The 13,067-nt window shown below is 38.9% G+C and carries 14 protein-coding genes; 11 read left to right on the plus strand and 3 right to left on the minus strand.

Going from position 1 to position 13,067, the window contains the following annotated elements:
- Positions 1–402: 402 nt before the first annotated feature.
- The gene (locus DSM106972_RS45505; RefSeq protein ID WP_019495168.1) at positions 403–1,122 is read left to right on the plus strand and encodes a response regulator transcription factor; all 720 of its coding nucleotides are present in this window, start codon (positions 403–405) and stop codon (positions 1,120–1,122) included.
- A 341-nt stretch (positions 1,123–1,463) separates the two neighbouring features.
- On the opposite strand, the gene DSM106972_RS45510 is transcribed toward DSM106972_RS45505, so the two are convergent.
- A complete protein-coding gene (locus DSM106972_RS45510) occupies positions 1,464–1,661 on the minus strand; it encodes a DUF2811 domain-containing protein (RefSeq protein ID WP_073624265.1) in 198 nt (65 codons plus the stop codon).
- Positions 1,662–2,040: 379 nt separating this feature from the next.
- On the opposite strand from DSM106972_RS45510, the gene DSM106972_RS45515 reads away from it, so the two are divergent.
- From DSM106972_RS45515 to DSM106972_RS45525, 3 genes are all read left to right on the plus strand, one after another.
- Positions 2,041–3,285 (plus strand): MDR family MFS transporter, encoded by a 1,245-nt coding sequence (locus DSM106972_RS45515; RefSeq protein ID WP_127086899.1) that lies wholly within the window; start codon positions 2,041–2,043, stop codon positions 3,283–3,285.
- 323 nt (positions 3,286–3,608) lie between these two features.
- Positions 3,609–5,504, plus strand: coding sequence for an iron uptake porin (locus DSM106972_RS45520; RefSeq protein ID WP_127086900.1), 1,896 nt, complete (start codon positions 3,609–3,611; stop codon positions 5,502–5,504).
- Positions 5,505–5,683: 179 nt separating this feature from the next.
- Complete coding sequence (locus DSM106972_RS45525; protein WP_127086910.1) at positions 5,684–8,365, plus strand: zinc-dependent metalloprotease; 2,682 nt, start codon at positions 5,684–5,686, stop codon at positions 8,363–8,365.
- A gap of 160 nt (positions 8,366–8,525) precedes the next feature.
- Here DSM106972_RS45525 and DSM106972_RS45530 read toward each other — a convergent pair whose 3' ends face one another.
- Together DSM106972_RS45530 and mazE are read right to left on the minus strand one after the other, a co-directional pair.
- Positions 8,526–8,879, minus strand: a complete 354-nt coding sequence (locus tag DSM106972_RS45530; protein ID WP_127086901.1) for a type II toxin-antitoxin system PemK/MazF family toxin — start codon at positions 8,877–8,879, stop codon at positions 8,526–8,528.
- Positions 8,879–9,118, minus strand: coding sequence for a type II toxin-antitoxin system MazE family antitoxin (mazE, locus tag DSM106972_RS45535; protein WP_127086902.1), 240 nt, complete (start codon positions 9,116–9,118; stop codon positions 8,879–8,881). The genes DSM106972_RS45530 and mazE overlap by 1 nt, the downstream gene beginning before the upstream one ends.
- A gap of 1,108 nt (positions 9,119–10,226) precedes the next feature.
- On the opposite strand from mazE, the gene DSM106972_RS56100 reads away from it, so the two are divergent.
- The 7 genes from DSM106972_RS56100 (at position 10,227) to DSM106972_RS45570 (ending at position 12,605) form a co-directional block, all read left to right on the plus strand.
- The gene (locus DSM106972_RS56100) at positions 10,227–10,355 is read left to right on the plus strand and encodes an addiction module protein (protein ID WP_411675398.1); all 129 of its coding nucleotides are present in this window, start codon (positions 10,227–10,229) and stop codon (positions 10,353–10,355) included.
- A gap of 11 nt (positions 10,356–10,366) precedes the next feature.
- Positions 10,367–10,783 carry a hypothetical protein gene (locus DSM106972_RS45545; protein WP_127086903.1) on the plus strand — a complete coding sequence of 139 codons (417 nt, stop codon included), beginning with the start codon at positions 10,367–10,369 and terminating at the stop codon, positions 10,781–10,783.
- A gap of 193 nt (positions 10,784–10,976) precedes the next feature.
- Positions 10,977–11,219 (plus strand): variant leucine-rich repeat-containing protein, encoded by a 243-nt coding sequence (locus tag DSM106972_RS45550; RefSeq protein ID WP_127086904.1) that lies wholly within the window; start codon positions 10,977–10,979, stop codon positions 11,217–11,219.
- A 172-nt stretch (positions 11,220–11,391) separates the two neighbouring features.
- Positions 11,392–11,598 carry an element excision factor XisI family protein gene (locus tag DSM106972_RS45555; protein ID WP_201800877.1) on the plus strand — a complete coding sequence of 69 codons (207 nt, stop codon included), beginning with the start codon at positions 11,392–11,394 and terminating at the stop codon, positions 11,596–11,598.
- 139 nt (positions 11,599–11,737) lie between these two features.
- On the plus strand, positions 11,738–11,884 hold the full coding sequence (locus DSM106972_RS45560; RefSeq protein ID WP_233787707.1) for a hypothetical protein: 147 nt from the start codon (positions 11,738–11,740) through the stop codon (positions 11,882–11,884).
- A 186-nt stretch (positions 11,885–12,070) separates the two neighbouring features.
- Positions 12,071–12,367 (plus strand): DUF4258 domain-containing protein, encoded by a 297-nt coding sequence (locus DSM106972_RS45565; protein ID WP_127086906.1) that lies wholly within the window; start codon positions 12,071–12,073, stop codon positions 12,365–12,367.
- Between the two features lie 4 nt (positions 12,368–12,371).
- Complete coding sequence (locus DSM106972_RS45570) at positions 12,372–12,605, plus strand: YgiT-type zinc finger protein (RefSeq protein WP_127086907.1); 234 nt, start codon at positions 12,372–12,374, stop codon at positions 12,603–12,605.
- Positions 12,606–13,067: the final 462 nt, after the last annotated feature.

Below are 13,067 nucleotides of genomic sequence, written 5' to 3' on the forward strand. Positions count from 1 at the left end.
CTTTAATTAGTAAGCGTCATAATCCTTTATGGTGTGTAGCTATAACTTAATTTTAAATCGAGCGCGAATTTAATTACATAGTAACTAGGATAACGAAAGTATCATGCAGTACTATGAAGATACCGTTAAGATTTAATGCATCTACGGGCGTAATTACTTAAGGCGTGCCAAAACCTCACAATTATCGGAAATTTATATCCCAGTCAATTTACCAATTGTAGCTGCGGGTTATAATTCTCCGCAATCCTGATTACACTGGATGAGGTGTAAAACATCAGGGAAAAGTGTAAGGCGCCTTGTAGATTGTTATTACCCACCACTTGAAGAGCGTTGCAGAAGCTAATCTCACATGCAACATGCACGCACATTTAATCCTATAAATTTTTGTAAGAAGAGATGGTCATGGCTCCTGCCAAGATTCTTGTTGTCGATGACGACCCAGCGGTTCGTAACCTAATCCAACGCTTTCTCAGCAAGCAAAGCTACCAGGTCGAAGCTGCCGAAGACGGCAAGTCAGCCCTAGCATTGTTCGAGCAGTTTAACCCTGATTTGGTAATTCTAGATGTGAATTTACCAGATGTTATTGGGTTTAACCTCTGCCAAGAGATGCAAAGCCGCAATGGTGTTTTTGTATTAATGCTAACTAGCCGCGCCGACGAAGCCGATAAAATTCGCGGTTTCTCAAAAGGCGCCGACGACTACTTAACTAAGCCATTTGGTTTGGGAGAGTTGGAAGTACGAGTCGCTGCCATTTTAAAACGCCAGCGAGTAGTTACCACAGCCGAACAAAAACGCCTGGTATTTGAAAAGCTGATGATAGACCCCGTGCGACGCGAGGTGACATTAAACAGCCAACCTGTGCTGTTGACTGCCTTGGAATTTGACTTATTGCATTTCCTTGCTAGCCACCCAGGTCGTGTTTGGCGCCGAGCTGAACTGATTCAGGAGGTATGGGATTATGAATATGTTGGCGACCAACGAGTCGTTGACGTTCATATCGGTCAAATTCGCAAAAAAATCGAAGCTGACGCCAGTCAGCCAGCTTTAATTCAAACTGTTCGCGGTGTTGGATATAAGTTTGAATGTCCAACTCACCCACAGGAACAAAAAGCTGCTATTTGAAACCAAACTAAAAGAAATTTAAAATCTACACAGTTTGATTCAAACCTCGCGCTTTCTCAACCTCTATAGTATTAAGCAGCCCACTAAATTGCTGCTTAATATAAATTTAACTATTTAGCGTTAGCAATAAATTAAATTTATTACTCAACCAAGTTCAACTCAATCAGTACATAACTTTCCTCAAAAATAAGTATATTGTTATTTAGCTATATATTATGAAGCAATCGCTATAGATAAGCGATTGCTTTATTTTTTATTCCTTGGACAAAAAGTACTTATTTTTTGTTAACTTTAGGTTTTTGGATATACAAATTAACCTGTCGTAACATCTAATAGCCCACCTAGGAGTGGTGGAACAGCGTTTCAAGGTAAACGCGTGCAGTACGACGGTCACTTTCACCATTCTGGAGCAAGAACAACGACAAAGCCGCCGTTAGCACCCGATTTTGGTCCCAATCAGGATGAGTTTCCAAGTAGGTTTTGAGGGATTCGTGGAGGGTATCAGGAATTTCTGTAAATATATTAACTGTTGCGTTCATGCGTCTCTTGTCTCCATGTCTCGTCCGTCAATCTTTCGTTGCCTGTTTAAAAAAGCAAGCCGAATTATTGTGCGAAACAGGAGGTGGGTTTGTCAATGCTGCGAAATGTTACAAGATAATTCATAAAGAATAAATATTTACGTAATAATAAGTGTTTGAGCCTCAAAAAGTTTACTTATCTTTACAATAACTCAGTATGATATGTAAAAGAGTGGTTAGCACAAAAAATCCACAAGCTACTATACACAGTCGATTCAACCGTGAAATAGCTGTGGAAAACTTACTCTCTCCTGTGGAAAACTTGTGGAATTAGTGAGGATTATAGAAACTGAATGATAAGAATTACAAAAAAGTAAATTTTAATTAACACTTTGATAGTATGAAATTACTACGCAAGCCAAGTTTTCCGAAGTGGCTATTCGCTATTCATCCACAAGTGTGGATTTTAGCCATTGGTCGCTTCTTGTCAGAGGTGGGAACCGGATTCACTTTGTTTTATGCCCCAATATTCTTTGTCAATCAAGTTGGTTTAAGTGCTACCGAAGTGGGTTTTGCTTTGGGCAGTGGTTCAGTTGCTGGGATTTTTGGCAGAATATTGGGTGGTTCACTTACCGACTCTCCTCGATGCGGGCGCCGACGTACATTATTACTAGCTACTGGAATTGCAGCAATCGGTTCATCGGTACTAGCAACAACTCATAGTTTTATCACTTTAATAATTGGAAATTTAATTTATGGGTTTGCGACGGGGTTATATTGGCCTTCAACAGAGGCAGTTGTTGCCGACTTGACGGTAAATAGTAATAGGCGCCTATCTTTTGCCATTACCCGATTAGCAGATAATTTGGGAATGGGAATGGGAATAGTTTTGGCGGGAATTGTAGTTTCAACGACAAATAATTACCGTTTATTGTTCACTGCTGATGCTATATCGTTTCTCGTATTTTTCGTAGTAATCTGGATTGCAATTAGTGAAACATTAGTAGTCGAAGATAAAAAATTAGAACAAGGGCAGTATTTAAATGCTTGGGTAGCAGCGCTGCAAAACCAAAAGCTTTGTATTTTTGTGGTGGTAAATATTATTTTTACAACATATATATCTCAGCTTCATAGCACTTTACCTTTATATTTCAAGAATTATGTGAATATTCAAGGCGCCAAGAGTATATTCAGCGAAACTGATATCAGTGCTTTATTTGCTTGGCATTTAGTCGTGGCAATTTTTGCTCAGTTACCAGTTGCCCGAATTTTAAATCGTTTTTCTCATACGCAAGCTTTAACGGTTAGTGCGTGCTTTTGGGCATTAGGCTTTGGTTTAGTTTGGCAAACAGGCGCCTTAGTATCAAAAGAGATGGCAATTGCTGCTTTGGGTGTGTTTGCTATTGCAATTGTTTCGTATACACCATATGCAGTAGCGCTTGTGAGTGACTTGGCGCCTGCTTCACAACGTGGAGTATATTTATCAATTAACTCGCTTTGCTGGGCTTGTGGATATTTTATTGGTCCAATTTTAGGTGGTTGGGTCTTGGACAATGGTGTAACAGGAACTTATTGGATTAGTTTAGCTTTTAGTGTAGTCATTACGATTATGATTTTGCAATACCTTCAAAAAGTGCGCTCGTAGAAGTTAGAAGTTAGGAGTCAGGAGTTTCAACTAATTACTCAGCACTCAAAACTCAGCACTCAGCACTTAATAATAACCATAAGATTTATCAATCAAAGATTGTGTCAATTGTTGATGGAAATACATTTACTATATTAAATACACTTGAGTTAACAACATTTACATTATTCAAGTAGTGTATATATCAGAATTATCATTTTTTTGCAAGGTTTTATTTGTCGAAAATGATATTAACTCTAATTAAATATTCTTTGTTAATTGGTGGGTGTAGGTTAATTTTACAATTGAGCAGATTAAATTAATTTAAAGTGTGAGGAGTAACAATGAAAAAATATCTACTAGCTTCTGCTGGTGGAGCTAGCTTTTTGTGTCTGATAGCTAGCTCAATTTGTGTACAAGCGGTGCCCGTAAATACAATAACAGCAAACAAGCAGGAATCAGAACTTAAGCTATCTGATACTAATTTTGCCATCGAAATCAGCAATAATCTTGAAAGCAAATCAGATAACGTTAAAAATGTCAAACAAAAAAATAACAAAAAGCTTACTCAAAAGCAGAGAGCAGAAAATGTTAATCAAGCAAACTCAAATCAAACTGGTGTAGACGAAACTACAAAAGCATCTGAAGAAATTGAACAAGTTACTTCAGTCTCGCAGCTAAGTGACGTACAACCAACAGATTGGGCGTTTCAAGCTTTACAGTCATTAGTTGAACGTTATGGTTGTATCGCTGGTTATCCTAATGGCACTTATCGAGGCAACCGCGCGATGACTCGTTATGAGTTTGCGGCAGGTTTGAATGCTTGTTTAGAACGTGTGAATGAACTCATCGCTACTGCAACAAATGACTTAGTACGTAAACAAGATTTAGAAACACTTCGTAGACTTCAAGAAGAATTCTCTGCTGAACTTGCAACATTGAGAGGTCGAGTTGATGGTCTAGAAGCTAGAGCAGCAGAACTTGAAGCCAATCAATTTTCGACGACAACCAAGCTACAAGGTGAAGCAATATTTGCTGCGATAGGTGCTACAGGTGGGGCGCCTGGTCGTGAAGACCCCAATATTATCTTGACAAACCGAGTTAGGTTAAATCTGAATACAAGTTTTACTGGTAAAGATTTACTTATTACAGGCTTACAAGCACATAATTTCTTAGGTGGTTTAGATGGTAGCGGTAGCGTTCAAGAATCTTTAGGACTAGCTTCTCCTTTACTTAGCGCTTCTAATGCACGGACTAGCTTTGAACCTCAGTTTCCTGGTATTGACCCAAAAAATTTATCGGCAAGAGGCGCCAATAGTGTCGAACTGTACAAGCTTCTATATATATTCCCTATTGCTGACAAATTAACTTTGTTTGCTGGCACATCAGCAGAAGTATCAGATGCATTCCCAGCTATTTTACCTTTTGCTGGAGAAGGACAAGAATCAATATCACGCTTTGGTACATTAAACCCAGTATTACGAGTTTCTGGTGGTACTTCTGGAACTGGTTTAGCATCAGCAGCGGGTTTCATCTTCAATCTTTCAGATGCCATTGACTTACGCGCGCTGTATGGTAGCGTCAACGCGAATATTCCTCAAAATGCTCCAGATATTTTACCTAGTGTTTCAGGAACTCCACTAGGTTCAGGGATATTTGGTGGAAGTTCAGTTGTAGCAGCACAACTTACCTTAAAACCAAGTAGATCAATAGATATTGGTTTGAACTACGCCAACAGTTATCATGAAATAAATATTCTTGGTACAGGCTTGACAAGTAGCGATATTTTTGCATTGTCAGGCGCCAACATTGGCTTAGGAATTCCAGTCAAACTCAACTCGTTTGGTGGTACAGTAAACTTCCGTTTTAGTGAGCAATTAGCACTTTCAGGATACGGCGCCGCTATATTTGTAGATGACTCTTCGGGTCGTGTAAATGCATCTAGTACTTTTACCAGTTGGATGGTTGGTTTACACTTAAAGGATTTAATCAAAAAAGGAAACACTGCGGGTATCCTTTTTGGTCAACCACTGTATCGTACTGATGCAGACGGTGATGCAAGTCTTGCTGCTGCGGGTGTACAACGCGCGACACCTTACCATTTAGAGGCTTACTACAAATTCAAAGTCAACGATAACGTTAGCATTACCCCAGGCGCCTTCGTTTTGTTTAACCCAGAAGGTGACAGCAGAAACGACACAACCACAGTAGGTGTGTTAAGAACAACATTTACTTTCTAACTTCTCTTTCTTGTGGAACGGGCAGGAAAGCCCGTCCCATAATATATCTACTGCCACAACATACTCTACTGGCTAAAATCGCTACATATTTATTCAATCAAACAACGCTATTCTATAAAATATCTAAGCAGCGTGTATGTATGCACACTGCGTGCTTTGTGCGTGATTGGCTTTTAGAAATGAATAATTGGATAGCAAAAGTAGTAATCTGCGGGTTACTGCTGTGGAGTTGTATATTTGGCACAAATAGTGCATTTGCCAGTCAGATATCATCTTTTGAGGGTCAGCAATTTGAAGTGGCGATTGCTGACAGTTTTGCCAGCTCGGAAAATCGAATAATTGAGCGCAAAGAGGCTTCGAGACGCTATCGTGAGATAACTCGCGATGGTCGGAAATTAGACGGTCTATTTACGCTTTATCAGTATAAAGACACTGGTGAAGCTTATCTCGAAGTCAAGCCAGAACAACTAAATAAAAATTACTTAGCGACTGTAACACTTGAGTCTGGGATTGGCGAAAGTGGAATTTATAGCGGACTTCCACTCCAAGACTTTTTATTTTACTTTCAACGTGTTAACAATACTTTACAATTTGTTGTGCGAAATGTAAAATTCCGTACAGAAATTAATGCACCAGAAGAGCGTTCGCTGAAGCGTTCGTTTACAGATTCGGTACTCGGCGCCGCAGAAATTGCAGGAAGTGACCCGTATACTAAAAGTCTGCTGATTGATTTAGGCGATTTGTTAATGCGGGATTTCCCAGGTTTAACTGGGCTATTAAAATCATCACTCCAAGCAGATTATCATCTAGAGGAACATAGGTCATATTTTAGTGACATTAATAGCTTTCCTCTGAATGTGGAAATTGACTCAGTTTACGGATTTTCTTCAAAAGAAGGCGCCGATTTGGTGACAGTCCCCGATAGTCGAGCATTATCGCTGTCAGTTCACTACAGCTTTTCTCAATTGCCAGAAAATAATGGTTATATACCAAGACTTGCAGATGACCGAGTAGGATATTTTATTACTGCGTTTCAGGATTTTTCCCGTAATCGTGGTGATGATTTATTTGTACGCTATATAAACAGATGGCATCTGGAAGCATCTAAACCAGAATTACCATTATCGGCACCAAAAAAACCAATTGTATTCTGGATAGAAAACGCCATACCCTTAGAATATCGCTCGGCAATCAAAGAAGGCATTTTGATGTGGAATGAAGCATTTAAAATAGCCGGGTTTGAAAATGCTATCGAAGTAAAACAAATGTCAGATGATGCTGATTGGCAGCCCGCAGACGTGCGCTACAATACAGTTCGCTGGTTTAATTCTCTCGATGCAGGGTTTGCACGCGGTCCAACGCGAGTTAATCCGCTAACAGGTGAAATTTTAGACGCGGATATTATTGTCGATGCTAGTATGGTGCGTTCGCTAGAAAATGAATATCGCGCGTTAGTAAAAGGTAGTTCAACGGCATTAGTAGAAAAATTTGACCCTACAACCAAACATTCTTGTCTCGCTGATAATGATGTTTGCTACGGCGCCGAATCATCGTTTCAAGCGAAGATGGGTACACTCGCACTATCACTGCTTACAGATACAATACCTGACTCTGAGCAAATGCATAAGTATGTGCATGAATATCTACGTTATTTAATAGCTCATGAAGTTGGACACACATTAGGATTGCGGCATAACTTTCATGGCAGTACAATGTTGGCGCCGGAGGAATTAAATAATGTAGAAATTACCCATAGTTTGGGTTTAACAGGTTCAGTAATGGATTATCTACCTGTTAACATTGCACCTGCTGGAGTCGAGCAAGGTGATTATTTTCCCACCCGGATCGGTCCATACGATAAATGGGCAATAGTATATGGATATAAACAAGTTGCCAATGATGTTGAAGAAATAACTCCACTTCAGGAGAAAGCATTTTTAGAGCAAATAGCTGCTGCGTCACCCGAACCAGAATTATCCTACGCAACCGATGAGGACATATGGGACGTAAACCCTTTAGCGAATGCTTGGGACATGAGTGGAGATGTACTGCAATATTCGCAGTCACAGTTAGATAATGCTCGTATTATGTGGACACGCTTAGATGAACGCTATCCTTTAAAAGGAGATAGTTACAGCAATCTGCGCGTACTATTTAACCGTGTATTTAACTACTACGGACGCAACGCCAATCTACTCGTGCAATACATAGCTGGGCAATCATTTGGGCGCCATCACGCAGGTGAAAAAACGCAATGGGCATTTATTCCCATGTCAAAACAGAAACAACAGCAAGCATTGACAAACTTGCAAAATTATGTATTCTCCGAAAATGCCTTTAATTTTTCACCTGAATTACTAAATCAACTGGCGCCATCACGTTGGCAACATTGGGGAAATGCAATACCCATCTCTCGTCTCGACTATCCCATCCACGCGCGGATATTCAACTTACAAAGTAATGTACTGCACTCACTATTAGATGGAGAACGTCTAAGTAGATTGCTAGACATTGAACTAAAAACTGTACCAGAAAATGCGCTAACCATCCCCGAACTCTTCGACACCTTACAACAAGGAATCTGGAGTGAAGTCTTAACTGGTAGCAAACCCCAACAAATATCTAGCATTAGACGCTCACTACAACGCGAGCATCTCAACATCTTATTGCATATGGTACTACGAACCGTAAACGTACCCGAAGACGCAAGTACAATTGCATGGCACCAACTAAACCAACTCCAAGCAGCAATAAACGCAAGTCTCAAACATCAAAACCTCAACATGTACACACTCGCACACCTTGAACAAACAAGCGCACGTATTACCCAAGCACTAAACGCACAACTACAAACACGCTAGTTAATCCCCCTAAATCCCCCTTAATAAGGGGGACTTTGACCCCCTCTTGTTCCCCCTTTATTAAGGGGGGTTAGGGGGGATTTTATTTTTTACCACAGAGACACAGAGTACACAAAGAAAGAGGCAAAAAGAGAACACTCTAGAATTAAGGTTAAAAATGTTAAAAATCCAACACTATATTTAAGCAGGTGCGTATCAATTCCCAATACTCTTCTTCCAATACTCCTACTAAATCAAGCACTCGACTATTATCAAGACCGCAAATTTGTCCAACATCAAGATATCGGTCTTGGTCTAAACCATTGGTAGGTGTAGCTTTGACATTTACGACATATGGTACATTTTTCGTTCCTGGCAACAATGGTATTACTACAGTTAGGAAACTATAGCGATTTCCAACATCATTCTGAACTATCAAACAAGCACGAGTTTTTTTTGCTTCTTTGCCTATGGTTGGTTCCAGATCAACCCAACGTATTTCTCCACGTCGGTACGTTAAATTACCATTCGGCATTATTCAATACCATCACCTACAGTTATATCCCAGACAGCAGCTTCTTTTCGATAAGCTTCGTCTTGTGAATCTTGTATATATGCTGCCTTTAGTTCTTCTTGTAAGCGTTGCTTCTTCAACTCTTTTAATACAGTATTGATGAAAGCACTACGATTTCCTTGATTTTCGCTATCTGATGCCTGCTTATCTACAAAAGCAAGAACATCGTCATCCAGAGTTATTGTAACTTTTCTAACCATATTTTAAGATTATCATAGTATCATACCATTTCATCATACCATCCATTAATGAATGTATTTGCCTTGTGCAATCAATCTAAGATGGCATTAAAGTAGAGCAAGTTTGTCTGTGCCAGATATATTGGCTTATTCTCCCTTGTTAAGCAGGGTTAGGGGGGATTTTATTTTTTACAAAGCGGCGTTTTGGCTCAACCGTGAAGCTCAATACCGAATCAATCTAGCTCTGATGAAGCAGAAAACCGCTTAGTAACTTGTTAGAGTCTTTTCTTATTTGTTATTTAATCAGGTATTATTACTTATTGATTTAAAAAAGTAGGCGCTATAATCAAAAAAGCTTTTATCTTCACAGCTTCTTCACTTTTAGGCTTTAACTTATAAATTAAGCAAAGTTGAGCCTCCGGAATTGAAACCAAATTTATCTAATTGATTTTCGCAATATTAAAGTGCTTGTTGTGTGATTCCCTATTATGCCTCGTTTTTAGTTTTGTTGTTAAGTGTTATCCCAAATACGTTTATAGATGTAGAGGCGCCATAAACTGTGTGTCTCTACATTTTCCATTTTCAGGAATTATCTACTATCAGCTTAAATAACGCAAAATGTTTTCAAAAATAATTATCACTATTCTTTGACATTCACAACTTCTTCACTTTTAGACTTTAATCTATAAAGTAAGCAAACTTTGTTGTTCCCTATTTCTATTATTTAATGTTATTCCCTCTTCTGGTAGAAAGTATGTATTTATTTATACGCATTGACTAAAAATATTTCATATATCCTCCACAGTTAAATTTCTAGGTTAAAGGTAATATTTCCCTTTAACCTTTTCGTATTTGTGTGAAGCAAGTCACCTATGTTATTGGTTCTCTATAATTTTATTATTCCCATATTTGCTGCGGTTTTAACAACGACAAAGAGTATTCTGCTCGCCTGCAGTTGGCACCTAGATGTTATTTCAAGCTGGATTCCGTATGTTACAATCACATTAAAGCTCTATAAGCGTCAAAAGCTGGTTGTATGGATATCACGGCTACCTTAAATGAAATCGTGACACAAGAGCGTTGAAGACCGTATTCGCCTTGTGCAAGCAATTTGGGATAGCATTGCACTATTAGCAAGCTCCCTCGTGAACTTACAGACGAACAAAAGCGAGAACTTAATCATCGCATTGAAGATAGCGAAGCTAATCCTGAAGATACATTGACATGGCAAGAAGTTAGATCTTCGATAGAAAAATAGTTAGAAACTACGTGTTTAAAGAATACTACGCTAGTCAATTTAAGGAAATTTTTGGCTCACCTCTCCAAACCTCAGATGGTCTTGGTGATGAACTAGTTCAAGTAAAATTGCAACAACTCGGATTAAATATTCCTAAAGCGCTTGTTCAGTATTATGCAGTTGCAGGATTACATTGGATAAATAAAGAACATAACCGACTCCGTGACCTTGAAGAACTTGAGTGGTTCGATGATAAGCTTGTGTTTATAGATGAGAATCAATGGGTTGTTTACTGGGGTATTTCAAAAACTGACTTACATGCACCCAACCCAACCGTATGGTGCGGAACTAATGGTAACGTAATTCAATGGTATGACGACGGTTGTAAATGCGCGCAGTTTATTATGGCAATGTGGGAGTGGACTATTACAGAACTTGAGCAAGAATAAGGCGCCATAATAACAGATTGTACGATATTGAGATGTGAACGGCGCCGTTGATCATAAACATCAGTTACTATATCTTTATAAATTACGTAATTTCTTGCAAAAACTTATGTGCCTAACTAAACCTAGCGCTTGCTCAAATCTAAGAGTAAAATAAAAGTAATATTTTTGATAAAACAAAAAGGGTGTTAACTTAATGTCGCTCGATTCACTTAAGCAAGAAGCAAGTAGTCATAATACCTCACCACAAAAATTACGAGAACTAGCTGCAATTGATGATGAGTTAGCGAGATTAGTAGCTGCTAATCCTCTAGTGGATTGTAGTTTATTAGAAGAACTTGCTATCAGAGCCAGAGAAAGTAAAGATGTGGAAATGCAAAGAGCGCTTGTTAAGTTGCTCGACACCAAAATGTTGATGCTTCAATCCTTACAAAACTAGCTAACGATAAGTTAATTGTCAGATTGGCTGTAGCTAGAAATCCGAAAACTCCAGCCGACATACTAATTGGATTTACTAAGCATCGAGATCGAAGATTACATTTAGCAGTCGCCCAAAATGCTGGGGCGCCAATAGATTAATTATTGACTGTGAACGTAATAACTTTGTGCTAATGAACGCAGGATGGTTAGGTACTCAAAGAATCCACGGTATAATTGTTCATGTCGAAATTATTAATAGCAAAATTTGGATACAACGCGATGGAATAGAAGATGGGATAACTTGTGAACTTGTAGCTGCTGGAGTTCCGTCATCTGATATTGTTCTCGCATTTCATCCAGAGTATGTGAGGCAGCATACTGGATATGCGATAAAGTAATAGTTTATAAGTAGACGAAAGCAACAAAAATAAGTAAAGGTTTTGGCTTTGTTGATGGCGCAAACGCATTACTTAGGTTATGCTATAATACCATAATTTGCTTTACTTTTACTCTTAAAAACCAATTCTAGAGGTTATTATGTCAATAGAGCCAGAAAACATAGAGCAAAGAGTAGCTAACTTAGAGGCTGAAGTTGCACTTATTAAAAGTAAATTACAGTCTGATTCAAAAACTCCTTGGTGGGAAGCTATTGTTGGAAAATTTGCGCTCCGACCCTGTGTATGATGAAGCAATGCGGCTTGGACGTGAATATCGTGAATCTTTACGCTTGAATTTCTAGGAAACAAATGATACAGACAATGCACATTTTTGATTTAGATCTCAATAGCGTTTTGAATAAGAAAGCGTAACCTTGTATAAGGCACGCTTGCTTGATATAATTGCTAATGAATATAACTCAAATAAAAACAAGTGCCTCGCAGCGATATTGACCGTATTAGGGAAAAAATCCGACTTCATCAGTATGATATGTCAGCCCATGCAATGGAAGAGATGGCTGAAGATTTCCTCACAATTTTGGATGTAGAAGAAGCTGTACTTAATGGACAAGTCATCCGGATTGAAAAAGATGACCCCAGAGGTACAAAATATATAGTAGTAGGGACTGCTTTAGACCAACAAACCCCCGTTGGTGTTGTTGGGCGTTTCGCTAGCAACGGGCGTTATTTAATTATTACAGTTTACGAAGTAACTGAGCTAGAGGGCTAATTGTATGTATGGATACAAATGTGAGTATTGCGAAGGTACCGTTCAACCCCGTACTGTCAAGCGCGAGGCTTTCAAACATCGAGATGGTTTTGTTATTCTTGAAGACGTAACGATTGGGGTTTGCGATAATTGTGGCAATAGATATTACTCAGCCGAAATTCTTCATGCGGTTCATGCTATCGCGACTGGCGCCAAGTCTCCAGAAAGAACCGAGCAAATTCCTGTTGCTCATGCATGAGCTCGTGTGGGTGGCGCCTTTTATAGATTAATTAATTGTTGTGTTGGGTTGTGCGCTCTGCTCTACTCAACCTACCTATTCAAACAGCATCTCTACGTATTAATTCTTAATTTAAAACAATAGTGTTCTTAATATTACTTTTATACGCAGCCCATTTAAATGGACTTTACCTATTAGCCTAGGGGCTTTTCGCCCTAGGCGAGTATGAGCGTAGTTGCAGATTCGGCAATTAATATTACATAAAAATACAGATACAAGATATAAGCTACGAAAGTTTTTATTCAAAATGTTTGTTAAAGTAATTTACGTCTCTTGGGTTGATTAAATCTGGTGTAGTCCAGCCGTTGATGTCGTATTCAGCCATGCATTTTTCGGCAAAACCTTTATAACCCACATTCCGCACTTCAATTTGAAGTACAAAAGATTACAACCAAGAAAAAAGCAAAAATTCAGGATGACGAA

The organism is Dulcicalothrix desertica PCC 7102 (assembly GCF_003991905.1).
GTDB classification, from domain to species: Bacteria; Cyanobacteriota; Cyanobacteriia; order Cyanobacteriales; family Nostocaceae; genus Dulcicalothrix; species Dulcicalothrix desertica.

What these genes read in the sequence shown, in the direction of transcription:
- DSM106972_RS45560 (WP_233787707.1), top strand. Translation starts at nt 11,738, where the DNA reads ATGTCAATAGAGCCAGAAAACATAGAGCAAAGAGTAGCTAACTTAGAG.
- DSM106972_RS45515 (WP_127086899.1), top strand. Translation starts at nt 2,041, where the DNA reads ATGAAATTACTACGCAAGCCAAGTTTTCCGAAGTGGCTATTCGCTATT.
- DSM106972_RS45520 (WP_127086900.1), top strand. Translation starts at nt 3,609, where the DNA reads ATGAAAAAATATCTACTAGCTTCTGCTGGTGGAGCTAGCTTTTTGTGT.
- DSM106972_RS45525 (WP_127086910.1), top strand. Translation starts at nt 5,684, where the DNA reads ATGAATAATTGGATAGCAAAAGTAGTAATCTGCGGGTTACTGCTGTGG.
- DSM106972_RS45550 (WP_127086904.1), top strand. Translation starts at nt 10,977, where the DNA reads ATGTCGCTCGATTCACTTAAGCAAGAAGCAAGTAGTCATAATACCTCA.
- mazE (WP_127086902.1), bottom strand. Translation starts at nt 9,118, where the DNA reads ATGGTTAGAAAAGTTACAATAACTCTGGATGACGATGTTCTTGCTTTT.
- DSM106972_RS45555 (WP_201800877.1), top strand. Translation starts at nt 11,392, where the DNA reads ATGAACGCAGGATGGTTAGGTACTCAAAGAATCCACGGTATAATTGTT.
- DSM106972_RS45570 (WP_127086907.1), top strand. Translation starts at nt 12,372, where the DNA reads ATGTATGGATACAAATGTGAGTATTGCGAAGGTACCGTTCAACCCCGT.
- DSM106972_RS45505 (WP_019495168.1), top strand. Translation starts at nt 403, where the DNA reads ATGGCTCCTGCCAAGATTCTTGTTGTCGATGACGACCCAGCGGTTCGT.
- DSM106972_RS45510 (WP_073624265.1), bottom strand. Translation starts at nt 1,661, where the DNA reads ATGAACGCAACAGTTAATATATTTACAGAAATTCCTGATACCCTCCAC.
- DSM106972_RS45530 (WP_127086901.1), bottom strand. Translation starts at nt 8,879, where the DNA reads ATGCCGAATGGTAATTTAACGTACCGACGTGGAGAAATACGTTGGGTT.